The sequence below is a fragment of the Flavimobilis marinus genome (genome assembly GCF_900113055.1).
GTDB lineage: Bacteria > Actinomycetota > Actinomycetes > Actinomycetales > Cellulomonadaceae > Flavimobilis > Flavimobilis marinus.
This window is the reverse complement of record NZ_FONZ01000003.1, coordinates 439,330-456,343: the sequence shown is the minus strand read 5'-3', so window position 1 is coordinate 456,343 and position 17,014 is coordinate 439,330. Positions and strand designations below refer to the sequence as shown.

The following is a 17,014-nucleotide window of genomic DNA, read 5'->3' as shown; positions in this document are numbered from 1 at the left end:
CGCGCGTCCGTAGACTCGGGGCCGTGAAGATCCTCGTCATCGGTTCCGGGGCGCGCGAGCACGCGATCGTCCACCGCCTGGCCCAGGAGAGCGACTCCCACGAGCTCCATGCCGCCCCGGGGAACCCGGGGATCGGGGAGCTCGCGCAGCTGCACCGGCTGGAGGCGACCGACGGAGTCGCCGTCGCCGCGCTGGCGCAGCAGCTTGCCGTGGACCTGGTCGTCGTCGGGCCCGAGGCCCCGCTCGTGGCCGGCGTCGCCGACGCCGTGCGCATGGTGGGCATCCCGGCCTTCGGGCCGAGCGCGGCGGCTGCGGCGCTCGAGGGCTCCAAGGCCTTCGCCAAGGACGTCATGGCGAGCGCGTCCGTCCCCACGGCCATGGCGCACGTGTGCACGCGCGTGGACGAGGTCGCTGCGGCGGTCGACGCGTTCGGTCCGCCCTACGTGATCAAGGACGACGGCCTCGCGGCGGGCAAGGGCGTCGTCGTGACGAGCGACCGTCTCGAGGCGCTCGAGCACGCGCGTACCTGCCTGGCCAACCCTGAGGGCGCGGGGCAGGTCGTGGTCGAGGAGTTCCTCGACGGACCGGAGATCTCGCTGTTCTGCGTGAGCGACGGGACCGACGTCGTGGCCCTCGCGCCGGCGCAGGACTTCAAGCGCGCCCTCGACGGCGACGCCGGCCCCAACACCGGCGGCATGGGGGCGTACTCGCCCCTGCCGTGGGCACCCGAGTCGCTGACGGCGGACGTCCTGGACCGCGTCGCGCGTCCCACGATCGCCGAGATGGCGCACCGGGGGACGCCGTTCGCGGGGGTCCTGTACGTCGGGCTCGCGCTCACGTCGCGCGGCCTGCGCGTCATCGAGTTCAACGCGCGGTTCGGCGACCCGGAGACCCAGGTGGTGCTCTCGCGCCTCGCGAGCCCGTTGTCGACCCTCCTGCGCGCCGCGGCGACCGGTGCGCTCGCGGACCTGCCGCGGCTGCGCTGGAGCGAGGACGCCGCGGTCACGGTGGTCGTCGCGTCGCACGGCTACCCGGGGGCTGTGCGCTCGGGCGAGCCCATCACCGGGACCGAGGACGCAAACGCCCTCGAGGGCGTGCACGTCCTGCACGCCGGGACGGCAGTGTCCGACGACGGCGCCCTGGTCAGCAGCGGAGGTCGGGTGCTGTCGGTGGTCGCGACCGGTGGCAGCCTCGCGGAGGCGCGCGCTCGTGCCTACCGCGGCGTGGACGCGATCGGGTTGCCGGGATCGCACCACCGCACCGACATCGCCGCGCGCGTCGCCGAGGAGGCCTGAGATGGCCTCGATCGGCGGCCTGGGCGTCACCGGGCGTGACCTGCCGGGCTGGCGGCACGTCTACTCGGGCAAGGTGCGGGACCTGTACGAGCCGGCCGGCCAGCACCCGGCGGGCGACGTCGTGCTGGTCGTCGCGAGCGACCGGATCAGCGCCTACGACCACGTCCTGGCCACCCCGATCCCGGACAAGGGCGTCGTGCTGACGCAGCTGAGCCTGTGGTGGTTCGCCCAGCTCGCCGACCTGGTGGAGAACCACGTCGTGACCGCGCAGACCTCCGTCGTGGCGGGCGACGGGCTCGTCCCGGCGGCCGTCGCCGGCCGCGCGATGGTGTGCCGGCGCCTCGACATGTTCCCCGTGGAGTGCGTTGCTCGCGGCTACCTCACCGGCTCCGGTCTCGTGGAGTACCGCGCGAGCAGCACGGTGTGCGGCGTGCCGCTGCCGGCCGGCCTCGAGGACGGCTCCCGGCTGCCCGAGCCGATCTTCACCCCGGCGACCAAGGCAGCGGTGGGCGACCACGACGAGAACGTGAGCCTCGACGTCGTCGCGCAGCAGATCGGGACTGAGAACGCGGAGCGCCTGCGCGACCTGACCCTCGCGGTGTACGCCCGCGCGGCCAGCCTGGCGGCCGAGCGCGGGGTGCTGCTCGCCGACACCAAGCTCGAGCTCGGCCTGGACCCGGTCACGGGTGCCACCGTGCTGGGGGACGAGGTCCTGACGCCGGACTCCTCGCGGTTCTGGGACGCCGAGCTCTGGGAGCCGGGTCGCGCCCAGCCGAGCTTCGACAAGCAGCACGTGCGCGACTGGCTCGTCTCGCCCGAGTCCGGGTGGGACCGCGGCGGGGATGAGCCGCCACCGCCGCTGCCGGAGCACGTGGTTGCCGCGACACGCGAGCGCTATCTCGAGGCGTTCCGTCGCCTGACGGGGCGGGATCTCGCTCTCTGACCCGTGGCGTGTGACCGGGATCACGGCGCCGGCGAGGAATGTTCCACGAGACGGGCTTGCCAGACGTGAGGTTAGGCAGTCCATACTTAGGCATGCCTTCGACTGCTGTGGCCGCCCGTACCGCGCCCGCCTACCGTGCCTTCGCCGTGACGGTCGCGCGCAAGCAGCAGCTGAGCCCCTGCTTCGTGCGCCTGACGTTCACCGGCGCGGAGCTCGCGGACTTCGGCCGTGACTGCCTGGACCAGCGCATCAAGATCGTGCTCCCGGCGGCCGACGGCTCCGCGCCGGACCCTGCCGCCTTCGCCCGCGAGGACTGGTACCAGGAGTGGCGTGCGCTGCCCGAGGACCAGCGCAACCCGTTCCGCACCTACACGGTCCGCGCGGTCCGCACGGCGGCTGACGGCTCCACCGAGCTTGACGTCGACTTCGTCCTGCACGGCGACGGACCCGACGCCGGCCCGGCCTCCCGCTGGGTCGCCCAGGTCCAGCCCGGCGCGGCGTCCGTGATCAACGGTCCCAACGCCCGCTACGAGGGTGCGCCGGTCGGCCTCGAGTGGGCGCCGCCCGCCACCGCGACCGAGTACCTGCTCGCCGGGGACGAGACCGCGGCCCCTGCGATCAGCTCGATCGTCGAGTCGCTCCCTGCGGGCACCCGTGCCGACGCGTTCATCGAGGTGCCGACGGCAGCAGACGCCCTCGACCTCGTGGTGCCCGACGGCGTGACGGTGACCTGGCTCCCGCGTGACGGCGGCTCCGGCGAGGTGGCGCCCCACGGCAGCCTCCTCGACGCCGCCGTGCGCCGCTGCATGGACGCCCGCCAGCGCCACTGCGCCTCCTGCCTGGGCGAGCACACCTGCGGGCTCGCGCAGGCGCTGGGCGCCCCCGACTTCGTCGAGGTCGACGTCGACGACGCGATCCTGTGGGACGTGCCCTCGGCCGTTCCCTCGGTCTCCGCCGCCATCACCGGCTGCTACGCCTGGATCGCCGGCGAGGCCGCCACCGTCCGAGACCTGCGCCGCCACCTGGTGCGGGACATCGGCATCGACCGCCGCGCCGTCGCCTTCATGGGCTACTGGCGGCGTGGCCGCTCGGAGTGCTGAGCGCGCACGCGCCCGCACCTGTCTCACCCGACGGCCCCGCGGTCGGGTCATCATCGCCCGCCTCCGGGCGCCCCATGAAAGGCACACCCACGTGAGCATCTCCACCTCCGGACCCCGCCTGCGCCGCACCGGCGCCGCCGCCGCAGCCGTCCTGGCGCTCGCGGGCCTCGCCGCGTGCAGCACAGACTCGACCACCCCGGCCGCGTCCGCCACGACGTCGGCCACGGACGACGCGCCCGCCGCGTTCCCCACGACGATCGACCACGCCTTCGGTGCCACGACGATCGAGGCGCAGCCCACGCGGGTCGCGGCGATCAGCTGGGCGAACCAGGACTCCGCGATCGCGCTCGGCGTCGTGCCGGTGGCCATGCCGTTCGCCTCGTACGGCGGTGACGAGAACGGCTACCTCCCGTGGACGCTCGCGGGCCTCGAGGCCCTCGGCGAGGAGCGCCCCGAGCTGTTCTCCGACACCGACGGCATCCCCTTCGAGGACGTCGCGGGCCTGACGCCCGAGGTCATCCTCGGCACGTACTCCGGCATCACGCAGGAAGAGTACGACCAGCTGACGAAGATCGCTCCGACCGTCGCCTACCCCGAGGACGCGTGGGGTGCCGACTGGAAGGACCAGCTGACGTACACCGGTCAGGCCCTGGGCAAGACCGCCGAGGCCGAGACGCTCCGCGCGGACATCGAGCAGCAGCTCGCGGACGTGGTCGCCGGCGCCCCGGAGATCCAGGGCAAGACTTTCGCCTACCTCTCGTTCAGCTCGGCCGACCCGTCGAGCGTCTTCTACTACACGGTCGAGGACTCCCGCGTGGAGTTCGTCGAGTCGCTCGGGCTCGAGAGCTCGCCGAAGATCGTCGAGCTCTCGGAGGGCAACGAGGAGTTCTTCGGCACGCTCTCCGCCGAGGTCGTGGACGAGATCGACGCGGACATCGTGTTCGCGTACGTCGACTCGGCCGAGCACCTCGAGGCGGTCAAGGCCGACCCGCTGCTCGGGTCGATCCCCGCGATCAAGAACGACGCGGTGGTCATGCTGGACGACCCGACGTTCATCCTGTCGACGTCCGCGCCCTCGCCGCTGTCGATCCCGTGGGCGATCGACCAGTACGTCCCCCTCATCCAGGACGCCGCGGCCAACATCAAGTGATCTCCTGGGTCCACGGACCTCGGATCCAGCACAGGACCACCCCATGACCGGTGTCGTCACCCCCGCCCAGCCGCGCGTCGTGCGCGCGGCTGGGCGGCGTGCGTCCGCGCTCGGTCTGGGCCTGCTCGGCGCCGCCGTGCTCGTCGTCGGTGTCGCTCTGCTGTCCGTGGCCGTGGGGGCGCGCCAGGTGCCGCTCGCGGACGCGTGGGCGGCGCTGACCGCGTTCGAGCCCGGGAACGTGGACCACGAGGCCGTGCGGTCCCGCGTGCCGCGGACCGTGGTGGGGCTCATCGTCGGTGCGGCGCTCGGGCTCGCGGGAGCGCTGATGCAGGGCATGACGCGCAACCCGCTGGCCGACCCCGGCATCCTCGGCATCAATGCCGGAGCCTCGGTCGCCGTGGTCCTCGGGATCACGTTCTTCTCCGTCGCGTCCCCGAGCGCCTACGTGTGGTTCGCCTTCGCGGGGGCCGCGCTGGCCGCCGTCGTCGTCTACCTCGTGGCGTCCATGGGACGCGAGGGCGCCACGCCGGTGAAGCTCGCGCTCGCCGGCGCGTGCGTGACCGCAGCGCTCACCTCGGCCCTCACCGCCCTGCTCATCACGCACACGAGTGAGCTCGACGTGTTCCGGTTCTGGCAGGTCGGCTCCCTGGGCGGGCGGGGGCTCGACGTCGTCGCGGCCGTCGGCCCGTACGCCGCGGTCGGTGCGGTCATCGCCCTGGCCAGCGGCCGGGTGCTCAACGGCCTGTCCCTCGGCGACGACGTCGCGCGCGGGCTCGGGCAGCGGGTCGGTGCCTCACGTGTGGCGGCCGGGGTCGGGGTCGTCCTGCTCTGCGGCTCCGCGACGGCGGCCGCCGGGCCGATCGCGTTCGTCGGGCTGACCGTGCCGCACATCGCGCGCGCCATCACCGGGCCGGACTACCGCTGGATCCTGGCGTGGAGTGCGCTGCTGGGGCCGGTGCTCGTGCTCGTCGCCGACGTGGTGGGGCGCGTCGTGGCCCTCCCGGGTCAGCTGCAGGTGGGAGTGGTGACCGCGGTCATCGGTGCGCCCGTCTTCATCGCGCTCGTCCGCCGCCGGAAGGTGAGCGAGCTGTGACGGCCGTCCTGACGCCCGCCCCGGCGAGCGGGCCCCCGACGCCCGTCGACCGGGTGCGCGCCGCCCGCCGTGGCAGCCGCCGCCGCGCCGCGGTGGTCTCATGGGTCCTGGCCGCCCTCGCGGTGGTGCTCACCGTCGTCACGCTCACGCTCGGCTCGTTCGACGTCTCACTCCCGGACGTCGTGCGCATCCTCGGCGGCGCCGAGATCCAGGGCGCGACGTTCGTCGTGTGGGACCTGCGGCTGCCCCGCGCGCTGACGGCGATCGGCGCGGGGGCGGCGTTCGGGCTGTCGGGCGCGATCTTCCAGACCCTCGTGCGTAACCCGCTGGCGAGCCCCGACATCATCGGCATCACTGCCGGTGCGAGTGCCGCCGCGGTCGTCGCGATCACCCAGCTCGGGCTGAACCCCGGCCTGGCGGCGCCGGTCGCGTTCGCCGGTGCGCTCGGCGCCGCGGCGCTCATCTACGTGCTCGCGTGGCGCGGGGCGGTGTCCGGCTACCGGCTCGTGCTCGTGGGCATCGGCGTGGGCGCCGTGCTCAATGCCGTCACCAGCTATTCGCTCACGCGCGCCGAGGTCACCGACGTCAGCGAGGCGCTCGTGTGGATCACTGGCTCGCTGAACTCGGCCACCTGGTCGGGGCTGCCCGGGCTGTGGGTGCCGCTCGGAGTCCTCGTCCCCGCGCTCGTCGTCCTGACGCGCTCCCTGGGCGGCCTCCAGCTCGGCGACGACGCGGCGGCGGGGCTCGGCGTCCGGGTCGAGCCCGCCAAGGTCGGGCTCATCGTGGTCGCGGTCGGGCTCGCCGCGATCGCGACGGCGGCCGCCGGGCCCGTGGCGTTCGTCGCGTTCGTCTCCGGCCCGATCGCGCGCCGCCTGACCGGCGGCCACGGCCTCGCGCTGGTGCCGTCCGCGCTGGTCGGAGCCTGCGTGGTGCTTGCCGCCGACTACGCGGGGGCATACGCATTCGGGGACACGCGCCTGCCGGTGGGCGTCGTGACCGGCATCCTCGGCGCGCCGGTGCTGCTCTGGCTGCTGGCGCGCGCGAACCGCATCGGGAAGGGTGGCTGACGTGGCCGACATCGAACCGCAGGACCCCGCCCCCGGGCACCACACGCTCGCGGCGTCGGGCCTGAGCCTGGGCTACGACAACCGGCTGGTGGTCGACGACCTCACCGTCACGATCCCGACCGGCAAGATCACGGTGATCGTCGGTGCGAACGCGTGCGGGAAGTCCACCCTGCTGCGCGGTCTCGCGCGCCTGCTCTCGCCCCGCTCCGGCGTCGTGCTGCTCGACGGCGCGGACATCGCCCGCCGGGCGACCAAGGACGTCGCGCGCGTGCTGGGGCTGCTGCCGCAGTCACCGGTCGCGCCCGACGGCATCACCGTCACCGACCTCGTCGGTCGAGGCCGCTACCCGCACCAGGGCTGGTTCCGGCAGTGGACCCCGCAGGACGACGCGGCGGTCGCCGACGCGCTCGACGTCACCGGCATCCTCGACCTCGCCGACCGGCCGGTCGACGAGCTCTCGGGCGGCCAGCGCCAGCGGGTGTGGATCGCGATGGCGCTCGCGCAGCGCACCGACCTGCTGCTCCTCGACGAGCCGACGACGTTCCTGGACGTCACGCACCAGGTCGAGGTGCTCGACCTGCTCGCCGACCTCAACGTCGACCACGGGCGGACGGTGGTGATGGTCCTGCACGACCTCAACCTCGCCGCCCGGTACGCGGACCACCTGGTCGCGATGAAGGACGGGCGCATTGTGGCCGAGGGCGACGCAGAGTCGGTCGTGACGGCCGAGATCGTGCGAGACGTCTTCGGGCTGCACGCGCAGGTCGTCCCGGACCCCGTGTCCGGCACCCCTCTGGTGGTGCCGATCGGGCGCCACCTGCGTCGTCGGATCCAGACTCTGGTCTGAGGGTCCGGACGACGCCGTGAGGCGGATATCCTGACGGCGGGCCGCCCGAGCCCTCCCGGACCTTCCTCGCTCGTCATCCTCAAGGAGCCCCCGTGGGACGCGTTGTCGTCGATGTCATGCCCAAGCCCGAGATCCTCGACCCGCAGGGCAAGGCCGTCGCCGGCGCGCTGCCGCGGCTCGGGTTCACCCAGTTCACCGGCGTCCGCCAGGGCAAGCGGTTCGAGCTCGAGGTCGAGGGGCCGGTCACGGACGAGGTGCTCGCCGCCGCGCGCGAGGCCGCGACCACCATGCTGTCCAACCCGGTGATCGAGGACGTCGTCCGCGTCGCCGCGCAGGAGGACTGAGGAGCCATGGGCCAGACCGTCAGCTCGCGTCCCCAGCTCGCCACCGGCGCGCGGATCGGGGTCGTCACCTTCCCGGGCACGCTCGACGACCGCGACGCCGCCCGCGCGGTCCGTCTCGCGGGCGCCGAGCCCGTCGCGCTGTGGCACGGCGACGCCGACCTCCACGCGGTCGACGCTGTGGTCCTGCCCGGCGGGTTCTCCTACGGGGACTACCTGCGGGCGGGCGCGATCTCCCGCTTCGCCCCGATCATGGACGTCCTGGTCGACGCGGCGCGCGGCGGCCTGCCCGTGCTGGGCATCTGCAACGGGTTCCAGGTCCTCACAGAGGCGCACCTGCTGCCCGGGTCGATGATCAAGAACGACGACCTGCACTTCGTCTGCCGCGAGCAGGTCCTGTCGGTGCAGAACGTCGACACCGCGTGGACGCGGCTGTTCTCCCCGGGCGAGCACATCACGATCCCGCTGAAGAACCAGGACGGGCAGTACGTCGCGACCGACCGCGAGCTCGACGAGCTCGAGGCCGAGGGGCGCGTCGTGTTCCGCTACGAGGGCGTCAACCCCAACGGCTCGCGTCGCGGGATCGCCGGCATCACGAACGAGCGGGGCAACGTCGTCGGCCTCATGCCGCACCCCGAGCACGCGGTCGAGCCGGGCTTCGGTCCGGACTCGGACGCCGGTCCCCGGGCGGGCACGGACGGCCTGCGCTTCTTCACCTCGGTGCTGAGCGCCCTCGTCCACGCGTGAGCACGACGCACGACGCGGGCGTCGAGCTCGTCGACTGGGACGACCCGGAGGCGGCGCGCATGCGCGCCGACCAGCAGCTCGAGATGGCGCGGCTGTACGCCCCCGAGGAGCTCGTGGGCGACCTCGGGCCAGACGGCCAGCCGTGGACGAGCGACGTCGCCGCACCCCTCGACCCCGCCACGGTCGTGGCGACCGTCGTGGTGCGGGTCGACGGCGTGGCGGTCGGGTGCGGCAGCGTGCGCGACATCTCCGGCACCGACGACGGCGTCGGTGGGCGCCACGCAGCGGCCGTCGGCGAGGTCAAGCGCGTGTACGTCGAGCCCGCGCACCGGGGCCGCGGATACTCGCGGCTCATCATGGTCGCGCTCGAGGAGCACGCGCAGCGCGCCGGTCTGCGGCGGCTGATCCTCGAGACCGGCCTGCTGCAGCCGGAGGCGATCGGGCTGTACCTCGCGCTGGGGTACGAGCCGATCGACCGGTACGGGGAGTACGCCCAGGAGAGCGACTCGCGCTGCTTCGGCAAGACCCTGCACGGCCCGCTCGAGATCCGCGAGGTGCCGTGGTCGGACCCGGACGCGCTCGTGCTGCGCCGCGAGATGCACGAGCTCGAGAACGCGCCGCGCTACCCGCGGATGGTGACCGACGTCGAGGCGGCGGGCGGTTTCGACGTCGTCGACGCCCGCCTGGGCGAGTCGATCCTCGTGGCGTTCGTCGCCTACCGCGACGGCGAGGCCCTCGGGTGCGCGTCGTTCCGCCGAGCCGACCCACCCGCGGACGCCGCCGACCTGAAGAAGGTCTACGTGCGTGCCGCGGGGCGTCGCACGGGCGCGGCGCGTGCCCTCGTGCAGGCCTGCGAGGACGCGGCGCGCGAGCGCGGGCTGCCGCTGATGCTCCTGGAGACCGGGATCCGCCAGCCGGCTGCGATCACGCTGTACCGGTCCATGGGCTACCGCCCGGTGCAGCCGTTCGCGCCCTACGGCAAGAGCGAGTTCGGGTTGTTCTTCGGCAAACGGCTCTGAACACCCGGCTGAACACACGGCGGGCCGCCCAGGGAGTCCCGGGCGGCCCGCCGTGCGCGTCTGGTCCTACCTGCGCATCAGCCAGAAGTACACGACCAGCACCACGACGATGATCGCGGCGACGATCGCGATCGCGATCTTGCCCGCGCTGAACGGGCGCTGACCCGTGACCTCGCCCGTGTTCGCGTTGACCATGACCTGCCACTGCTTGCCGGCGTACATGTACGTGGCGATCCAGATGGGCAGCAGGACGAGCTTGAACATGACGGCCGCGTAGGCGGTCTGCACGCGGGCGATCTTCTGCTCGTCGCCGCCGATCGACCGCTCCACGTCCTTGCGGATCACCGGGGCCATCGCCTTCTTGGCGGTGGCGAGTCCCGCGGGCGGGTCGACGTCGTAACGCAGGGTGGAGTGCCCGGCGAGGTACTCGGGGCGGTAGGGGACGGCCTTGCCGAGCTCCCACGGGCCCAGGGTGTCGAGGGTCTTGGGCGGCACCGACGTGGAGGCGGGGACCACGACGTCGTCGAACGACCGGGTGACGGTGCCGCGCGCGGGGTGCCAGCGCACCTTGCGCTGGGTCTCGCCGTTGACCTCGACCGTGTACCGCTCGCCGCGCTCGCCGGTGTAGTCGGAGCGGGTGTCGGCGTCGAACGTCCAGTGCGGGACGTACGTGCCCTGGAGCGACTCGGTGTCGCCCACGGCCTTGAGCGCGTTGGGCGCGAACCAGCGCGAGCGCACCCAGCTGGCGAAGGCCTCGCGCGCGGCGGCCTGCTCGATCGCGAACGGCACGACTGCCTCCGGCTCGATCATGCCCTCGGGGCTCGAGACGGCGACGAGGTTGCCGCTGCAGAACTGGCACGTGCCGGACAGCGCGGTGCTCTCCGTGACCGCGCGGCAACCCTGGCAGGTCAGGACCATCCCCCCGAGGGAGGCGACGGTGTGCTTCGGGTTGGCGGCGGCCCAGGCGTCGAACGAGTGCTCGTCCACGGACTCGTGGTCGTCGTGCACGATCTCGGTCCGGTGGCCGCATGCGGCGCACTGGAGAGCGCTGGACCCGGGGGCGAAGGCCACCTGGGAGCCGCAGCCCGCGCAGCGGGTCTGCAGCAGGTCCCCGGTGAGCGGCTCGGGTACGGGGGGAGGCAGGTGTGCGTCGGTCATCGGCTCAGGCCCCCGGGACGGGCGGCAGGGGCGGCGGCGTGGCGCCGAACACGGAGCCGAGGGCCGACACTTCGCCGGCGGGCGTCCAGGCGTCCATGCCCTGCTGCCAGACCAGCGTCGCGCGCGTGAACTCGCCGGACGCGGCCCGGGACTCGAGGTCCGCCAGGCCCACGGGACCGACCTGCGCGCCGTCGGCCGCGTAGTACCAGGGCGCGGCCGGAGCCGGGAGGGGCGGGGGGCCGGCCGGGGGCTGCGCAGCGGGGGCTGCGGGGGCTGCGGCCGACGACGCCGCGAGGGACGCGGCCATCTGCTGGCCCATCGCCATGCCCATGCCCATCCCGAGGCCCTCGCCGGCGCCGCCGGGGTTGTTGGCGGCGTCCTCGATCGCGTTCGCCGACTGGAACTTCGTGTAGGCGTCCAGGTTGCCGATCACGGCCATCTGGGTGCGCTTGTCGAGCGCCTCCTCGACCTCGGGCGGCAGCGAGACGTTCTCGATGACGAAGCGCGGGACGGTCACGCCGAACTCGGCGAGGCTGCGGGAGAGCTCGGTAGCCAGGGTCGCGGACAGCGCGTGCTGGTTCGCGGCGAGGTCGAGCACCGCGATCTTCGAGGCGGCGATGGCGGGGCCGAGGTGGGAGACGATGTTCTGGCGGAAGAACTCGGCGACCTCGTCCGTGCGGAACGCCGGGTCGGTGCCGACCAGCTGGCGCAGCAGCACGGCGGCGTCGGACACCTGGAGGGCGTACGTGCCGAAGGCGCGCAGGCGGACCATGCCGAACTCGGCGTCGCGCAGGGTGATGGGGTTCTGCGTGCCCCACTTGAAGTCGGTGAACTGGCGCGTGGAGACGAAGTAGACCTCCGCCTTGAACGGCGAGTTGAAGCCGTGCTTCCAGCCCTTGAGAGTGCTGAGGATCGGCATGTTCTGCGTCGTCAGCGTGTAGGTGCCCGGGGGGAAGACGTCGGCGAGCTGGCCCTCGTTCTCGAACACGGCGACCTGGCCCTCGCGCACGACCAGGCGGGCCTCGTTCTTGATCTCGTTGCCCTGGCGCGGGAAGCGCCAGACGATGGTGTCGCGGCTGTCGTCGAGGAACTCGACGATGTCGACGATCTGGCCACGCAGCTTTTCCATGAAGGACATGCACGCCTCCGGGCGGTCGGGTGCGGGGCGGACGAGCCCCCTGCGGCCGGCTCGCCGCGAGACGAGCATACGGGTCAAGCGCTGGCCACGAAATCCCCTGGACTCGTGCACGTGGGGTGTCCGCGCGCGCACGGACCTGGTAGAACGGGAACAGCCCGCAGGAGCGGGCGCAGGCGCAGGCGTGAGGGGTGAACCACATGAGCGACGACGCAGCGAAGCCCGCCCCCGTGCCGGGCGAGAGCGCGCGCTGGCAGGACCTCCCGGAGCCCGTGGACCCGGCCACGCTCGTGACGTCGGTGCCGGTCACCGACGCCCCGGACCCCGACGGCGGTCATGACCCCAACCACGAGTGGATGATCCGCCACGGCTGAAACCGGAGGCGCAGCGCACACCGCCCCCGCGGCGTCCGTTCCCGTGGTGCTGGTGCACGGGGTGCGGACCTCGCGGACGATGTGGCGCGCGCAGCGCGAGGCTCTTGAGCGGGCCGGGCACCGGGTGATCGCCGTCGACCTGCCCGGGCACGGGGAGCGGCGCGGGACGCCGTTCAGCATCGCCGGGGCCCTCGAGGTGCTCGACGAGGCTGTCGCCGAGGCGGGCGAGCCGGTCCTCCTGGTCGGCCTGTCGCTGGGTGGCTACCTCGCGATCGCCTTCGCCGCCGCGCGCCCGGACGCCGTGGCGGGCCTCGTCGCCGCGGGGTGCTGCACCGCGCCCCGGACTCCGTTGCGGGGGGTGTGGCTGCGTGCAGCCCGCCGGATCGAGGCGTGGCCGGACAGCGGCGAGCGGCTCAACGCGGAGCTCGTGCGGCGAACGCTGACCCCGCAGGCGCAGGAGGACGTGGCGGCCGGCGGCTTCGCCCTCACGGTCGTGGCCCAGATGCTCGAGGAGGTGGCGGAGCTCGACCCGGTGGCGGACCTCGCACGGGTGGCGTGCCCGGTGTGGTTGGTCAACGGCAGGTTAGACCACTTCCGCACCCAGGAGCGCAGGTTCGTGCGCGCGGCGCGGCGCAGCGGGCAGCCGGTCCGGCTCGTGGTCGTGCCGAGGGCCAAGCACCTGGTGAGCCTGGACGCGCCGGGGGAGTTCACGCGCGTGCTCGCCGAGGCGGCGGCGGCGCATCGATGACTGAAAGTTCTTGCAGGCGCAGCAAGGATCTGTCATTCTGGTGCGACACCCCCTGTCGGGATGGCGGCTTAGTCGCCACGATCCCGAGACTCCAGAAAGGCGCCACCAATGAAGGTGAACAGGACCGCCGCAGTTTTCGTCGCCAGCAGCCTCGCCCTCGCGGCTGCCCTGGGCGGCTGCTCGTCGTCGACCTCCAGCGACGACCCGCTAGCGAGCACAACCAGCAGCGCCGAGCTGACGGTCTGGGTCGACGCGAACCGCGCCACCGAGCTGGAGGAGATCGCCGCGAAGTTCGAGGCTGATAAGGGCATCGCCGTGAAGCTCGTGCAGAAGGAGTACGGCGACGTGATGAAGGAGGACTTCGTCAAGCAGGTGCCGACCGGCAAGGGCCCCGACGTGATCATCGGCGGGCACGACTGGCTCGGACTGTTCGTGCAGAACGGCGTGGTCGCCCGGCTCGAGCTCGGCGAGGCTGAAGCCGGCTTCTCCGACGTCGCCCTGCGCGCGATGAGCTACGAAGGCATCACCTACGGCTTGCCGGTCTCGCTAGAGAACATCGCCCTGCTGCGCAACACGGCACTGGCGGACGAGACGCCGGCGACGTGGGACGCGCTCATCGCCGCAGGCGAGGCGGTCGTCGAGGCCGGTGACGCCGAGTACCCGGTCCTCGTGCCCTCAGGGCCCGAGTCTGACCCTTACCACCTGTACCCATTGCAGACGTCACTCGGCGCCCCGCTCTTCGGCGTCAAGGAGGACGGCAGCTACGACCCGGCGGACCTGCAGATCGGGAGCGCGGGTGGGGAAGCCTTCGCCGCGAAGCTGGTGGAGTGGGGAGAGGCCGGAGTGGTGAACACGAACATCACAGGTGACATCGCCCGGGACGAGTTTGCGGCCGGGAAGGCGCCGTTCATGCTCTCCGGGCCCTGGAACCTGCCTGCCATCAAGGAAGCCGGCGTTGACTACGCGATCGAGTCCATCCCGCCGGCCGGAGACAAGCCCTTGACCCCGTTCGTGGGCGTGCAGGGCTTCTTCGTCAGCGCGAAGAGCGAGAACGCGCTCGCGGCCAGCGAGTTCGTCGTCAAGTACCTCGGTTCGGAGGAGGTGCAGCTGGACCTCTTCGCGGCGGGTGGCCGCCCACCCGCGCTGACCTCGGCGTTCGAGATCGCGGCGGCGCAGGATCCGGACGTCGGCAGCTTCGGCGAGGTCGGTCTCGACGGCGTGCCCATGCCGAGCATCCCAGAGATGGGAGCCGTGTGGAACTACTGGGGCGCTACGGAGGCTGCGCTCATCAACGGCACCGCCGGCGACCCGGGCGTGGCGTGGAGCGAGATGGCGGCCAAGATCGAGGCGGACATCAACGGCTGACCGGCGGCGGACCGGGCGTGGTGACTCGCGCTCGGTCCGCACGTCTGGCCCCGCCCCACCTCTCCTCTGGAGCATCGATGACGACCCCACTCGCGGCCCGCGAGGGTGCGCCCGCAGAGCGCGTCCCTCGGGTGCGCTCCCTCCGCGGCCTGCTGCTGAAGATGGCTCTGCTCGGCATGCTCGACGCACTCGTCCTGTACGCACTGCTTGCGCTCGCTGCTCACGAGCAGTGGTGGCTCGCGGGCGTGACCGCCGTCAGCGCCGTCGCCGTGAACGGGGTCTACCTCAGCCGACGCGCCCTGCCGGCGAAGTACCTGGTCCCCGGTACAGCATTCCTCGTGGCGTTCCAGCTCTTCGTCATCCTGTACAGCGGCTACATCGCCTTCACGAACTACGGCGACGGGCACGTGGGCACCAAGGACGACGCTGTCGCGGTGCTCATCAGCAAGTCCCTCGAGCGGCTGCCGGAGTCCCCGGCGTACGACATGGTCGTGGTCGAGCGCGACGGCGACCTCGCGTTCCTCGTCACCGACCCTGACGGGCGCGTCTCGCTGGGGGCCGAGGAGCTCCCCCTCGAGCCAGTCACCGGTGCGCAGATCGACGACGACGGCGTAGCCGTCGGCCTGGAGGGTTACCGCACCTTGAGCTTCCCCGAGATGATCGCGGACCAGCGCAGGATCGGGACGATGAGCGTGCCGGTGTCGGACAACCTCGAGGACGGAGCGCTGCGGACCCAGGACGGGTCGCTCGCCTATCTGTACGCCGCGACTCTGGACTACGACCCCACCGCTGACACGTTCACCGACCTGGAGACCGGAACGGTGTACGCAGACCGCGGCACGGGCGCGTTCGTCGCGGACGATGGCCTGGAGATCACCCCAGGGTGGAAGATCACCGTCGGGTTCGACAACTTCACGCGCGCCTTCACCGAGGACTCGATCCGCGGCCCCTTGCTGGGGGTGATCGGGTGGACGTTCGTGTTCGCCGGAGTGTCGGTGGCCTCCACCTTCTTCGTCGGAGTCCTGCTCGCGCTGCTCCTCGACGACCCGTCGATTCGGATGCGCCGGACGCTGCGCGTGCTGGTCATCCTCCCGTACGCGTTCCCACCGTTCCTCTCCGCGCTCGTGTGGAGCGGACTGCTCAACCCTGAGTTCGGCTTCATCAACCAGACCCTCCTTGGTGGCGCTGAGGTCCCGTGGCTCACGGACCCGCTCCTGGCCAAGGTCTCGATCCTCGCGGTCAACCTGTGGCTCGGCTACCCGTACATGTTTCTGGTGGCGACCGGTGCGCTGCAGTCGATACCGCGTGACTACGTCGAGGCCGCTGAGATGGACGGAGCCGGTCCGGCGACGACGTTCCTGCGGATCAGGTTGCCGCTCCTCATGGTGACGATGGCACCGCTCGTGATCTCGTCGTTCGCCTTCAACTTTAACAACTTCAATCTGATCTACATGCTCACCGAGGGCGGGCCGCAGGACATCTCCACGGAGATGAACGTGGGTGCGACGGACATCCTCATCACGCTCGTCTACAAGGTGGCGTTCGGAGAAGGCAGCGGACGCGACTACGGCCTGGCGAGCGCGTTCTCGATCATCATCTTCATTCTGATCTCGGCGATCGCCGCGTACAGCTTCCGTCGCACCCGAGCCCTGGAGGACGTTCACCGATGAGCACCCCGACGCGCCTGGTCGCCTCGAGCACCGTCCCGCCGCCCCGCCCACTCGCGGCCGGCCAACCCACGCCCCGCCGACGCACGCCCCGCCGCAACGGCCGAGGCGCGATCGTGAAGAACCTCGTCGCCCTGGCTGTGGCCGTCGTCGCCGTCTTCCCGATCCTCTATGTCATCTCGGCGTCGCTCCACCCTCACGGAACCCTCGTCGGCTCGAACTCGCTCTTCAGCCAGGTCGACCTCGCGAACTACATCAGGCTCTTCAACAGCCCCACCCAGCCCTACGGGGCCTGGTTCGTGAACTCGCTCTACATCGGAATCGTCTCCTCAGCCGGCACGGTGCTGCTCGGGGCGCTCGCCGCCTACGCATTCTCGCGCATGCGGTTCACGGGTCGGCGGGTCGGACTGGTGAGCATCCTCCTGGTCCAGATGTTCCCTCAGCTCCTTGGCGTGGTCGCGATCTTCCTGATGCTGATGACGCTGGGGGACGTCTTCCCCGCGATCGGGCTAGACACCCACGCCGGGCTGATCCTCATCTATCTGGGCGGGGCCATGGGCGTGAACACGTACCTCATCTATGGCTTCTTCAACACGGTGCCGGCATCGATCGACGAGGCCGCGAAGCTGGACGGCGCCAGCCACGCGCGAATCTTCTTCACGATCATCCTTCCGTTGTCGGCTCCGATCCTCGCGGTGGTCGCTCTGCTGTCGTTCATCGGTACCTCGAGCGAGTTCGTCATCGCTAGCGTCGTGCTCACCGACCCGCCGAAGCAGACGCTGGCCGTCGGGCTCTTCCAGTTCGTCTCCCAGGAGACCTCCGCCAACTGGTCGGTCTTCGCCGCCGGAGCGGTGCTGGCCGCCGTGCCTGTGGTCGCTCTGTTCTTCGCGTTGCAGAAGTACATCGTCGGTGGCCTGACCGCAGGAGCAGTGAAGTAGCTGGGGGGATGCCCGCTGGTAGGCTCC

Annotated in this window: 17 protein-coding genes; 15 read left to right on the top strand and 2 right to left on the bottom strand. The window is 71.9% G+C overall.

The genetic code is table 11. The features are described from left to right. The first annotated feature begins 23 nt into the window (after positions 1-23). From purD to BMZ30_RS10775, 10 genes are all read left to right on the top strand, one after another. On the top strand, positions 24-1,295 hold the full coding sequence (purD, locus tag BMZ30_RS10820; protein ID WP_093378457.1) for a phosphoribosylamine--glycine ligase: 1,272 nt from the start codon (positions 24-26) through the stop codon (positions 1,293-1,295). Between the two features lies 1 nt (position 1,296). Beyond that, positions 1,297-2,238 (top strand): phosphoribosylaminoimidazolesuccinocarboxamide synthase, encoded by a 942-nt coding sequence (locus tag BMZ30_RS10815; RefSeq protein ID WP_093378456.1) that lies wholly within the window; start codon positions 1,297-1,299, stop codon positions 2,236-2,238. Positions 2,239-2,330: 92 nt separating this feature from the next. Further along, positions 2,331-3,338: a siderophore-interacting protein gene (locus tag BMZ30_RS10810; RefSeq protein ID WP_093378454.1), complete on the top strand. Its 1,008-nt coding sequence runs from the start codon at positions 2,331-2,333 to the stop codon at positions 3,336-3,338. Between the two features lie 91 nt (positions 3,339-3,429). Further along, positions 3,430-4,488: an iron-siderophore ABC transporter substrate-binding protein gene (locus BMZ30_RS10805; RefSeq protein WP_177191351.1), complete on the top strand. Its 1,059-nt coding sequence runs from the start codon at positions 3,430-3,432 to the stop codon at positions 4,486-4,488. A 43-nt stretch (positions 4,489-4,531) separates the two neighbouring features. Next, on the top strand, positions 4,532-5,581 hold the full coding sequence (locus BMZ30_RS10800; RefSeq protein ID WP_093378448.1) for a FecCD family ABC transporter permease: 1,050 nt from the start codon (positions 4,532-4,534) through the stop codon (positions 5,579-5,581). Next, a complete protein-coding gene (locus BMZ30_RS10795) occupies positions 5,578-6,648 on the top strand; it encodes a FecCD family ABC transporter permease (RefSeq protein WP_229828689.1) in 1,071 nt (356 codons plus the stop codon). The genes BMZ30_RS10800 and BMZ30_RS10795 overlap by 4 nt, the downstream gene beginning before the upstream one ends. Position 6,649: 1 nt before the next feature. Next, positions 6,650-7,495 (top strand): ABC transporter ATP-binding protein, encoded by an 846-nt coding sequence (locus tag BMZ30_RS10790; RefSeq protein ID WP_373296861.1) that lies wholly within the window; start codon positions 6,650-6,652, stop codon positions 7,493-7,495. A gap of 92 nt (positions 7,496-7,587) precedes the next feature. Then, on the top strand, positions 7,588-7,839 hold the full coding sequence (gene purS / locus BMZ30_RS10785) for a phosphoribosylformylglycinamidine synthase subunit PurS (protein WP_093378445.1): 252 nt from the start codon (positions 7,588-7,590) through the stop codon (positions 7,837-7,839). 6 nt (positions 7,840-7,845) lie between these two features. Then, entirely contained in the window at positions 7,846-8,583 is a 738-nt protein-coding gene (purQ, locus tag BMZ30_RS10780; protein ID WP_093378442.1) for a phosphoribosylformylglycinamidine synthase subunit PurQ, read from the top strand. Further along, the gene (locus BMZ30_RS10775; RefSeq protein WP_229828694.1) at positions 8,580-9,602 is read left to right on the top strand and encodes a GNAT family N-acetyltransferase; all 1,023 of its coding nucleotides are present in this window, start codon (positions 8,580-8,582) and stop codon (positions 9,600-9,602) included. Before purQ ends, BMZ30_RS10775 begins: the two co-directional genes overlap by 4 nt. A gap of 66 nt (positions 9,603-9,668) precedes the next feature. Here the strand turns inward: BMZ30_RS10775 and BMZ30_RS10770 are convergent, their stop codons facing one another. Next, entirely contained in the window at positions 9,669-10,760 is a 1,092-nt protein-coding gene (locus tag BMZ30_RS10770; RefSeq protein WP_219810215.1) for a TFIIB-type zinc ribbon-containing protein, read from the bottom strand. Between the two features lie 4 nt (positions 10,761-10,764). Then, complete coding sequence (locus tag BMZ30_RS10765; RefSeq protein ID WP_093378658.1) at positions 10,765-11,898, bottom strand: SPFH domain-containing protein; 1,134 nt, start codon at positions 11,896-11,898, stop codon at positions 10,765-10,767. 197 nt (positions 11,899-12,095) lie between these two features. On the opposite strand from BMZ30_RS10765, the gene BMZ30_RS13605 reads away from it, so the two are divergent. The 5 genes from BMZ30_RS13605 to BMZ30_RS10745 all read left to right on the top strand — a co-directional run bounded on the left by BMZ30_RS13605 (position 12,096) and on the right by BMZ30_RS10745 (position 16,987). After that, entirely contained in the window at positions 12,096-12,269 is a 174-nt protein-coding gene (locus tag BMZ30_RS13605; RefSeq protein ID WP_143073185.1) for a heme biosynthesis protein HemY, read from the top strand. 46 nt (positions 12,270-12,315) lie between these two features. Continuing rightward, positions 12,316-13,017 (top strand): alpha/beta fold hydrolase, encoded by a 702-nt coding sequence (locus BMZ30_RS10760; protein WP_280513585.1) that lies wholly within the window; start codon positions 12,316-12,318, stop codon positions 13,015-13,017. Positions 13,018-13,125: 108 nt separating this feature from the next. Beyond that, on the top strand, positions 13,126-14,382 hold the full coding sequence (locus tag BMZ30_RS10755) for a sugar ABC transporter substrate-binding protein (RefSeq protein ID WP_093378439.1): 1,257 nt from the start codon (positions 13,126-13,128) through the stop codon (positions 14,380-14,382). A 77-nt stretch (positions 14,383-14,459) separates the two neighbouring features. Then, positions 14,460-16,052: an ABC transporter permease subunit gene (locus tag BMZ30_RS10750; protein WP_093378437.1), complete on the top strand. Its 1,593-nt coding sequence runs from the start codon at positions 14,460-14,462 to the stop codon at positions 16,050-16,052. After that, on the top strand, positions 16,049-16,987 hold the full coding sequence (locus BMZ30_RS10745) for a sugar ABC transporter permease (protein WP_093378434.1): 939 nt from the start codon (positions 16,049-16,051) through the stop codon (positions 16,985-16,987). Before BMZ30_RS10750 ends, BMZ30_RS10745 begins: the two co-directional genes overlap by 4 nt. The last annotated feature ends 27 nt before the right edge of the window (positions 16,988-17,014 follow it).

Coding starts and splice junctions, on each gene's coding strand:
- BMZ30_RS10815 (WP_093378456.1), top strand. CDS start 1,297: ATGGCCTCGATCGGCGGCCTGGGCGTCACCGGGCGTGACCTGCCGGGC.
- BMZ30_RS10810 (WP_093378454.1), top strand. CDS start 2,331: ATGCCTTCGACTGCTGTGGCCGCCCGTACCGCGCCCGCCTACCGTGCC.
- BMZ30_RS10800 (WP_093378448.1), top strand. CDS start 4,532: ATGACCGGTGTCGTCACCCCCGCCCAGCCGCGCGTCGTGCGCGCGGCT.
- purQ (WP_093378442.1), top strand. CDS start 7,846: ATGGGCCAGACCGTCAGCTCGCGTCCCCAGCTCGCCACCGGCGCGCGG.
- BMZ30_RS10770 (WP_219810215.1), bottom strand. CDS start 10,760: ATGACCGACGCACACCTGCCTCCCCCCGTACCCGAGCCGCTCACCGGG.
- BMZ30_RS10765 (WP_093378658.1), bottom strand. CDS start 11,898: ATGTCCTTCATGGAAAAGCTGCGTGGCCAGATCGTCGACATCGTCGAG.
- BMZ30_RS13605 (WP_143073185.1), top strand. CDS start 12,096: ATGAGCGACGACGCAGCGAAGCCCGCCCCCGTGCCGGGCGAGAGCGCG.
- BMZ30_RS10755 (WP_093378439.1), top strand. CDS start 13,126: ATGAAGGTGAACAGGACCGCCGCAGTTTTCGTCGCCAGCAGCCTCGCC.
- BMZ30_RS10750 (WP_093378437.1), top strand. CDS start 14,460: ATGACGACCCCACTCGCGGCCCGCGAGGGTGCGCCCGCAGAGCGCGTC.
- BMZ30_RS10745 (WP_093378434.1), top strand. CDS start 16,049: ATGAGCACCCCGACGCGCCTGGTCGCCTCGAGCACCGTCCCGCCGCCC.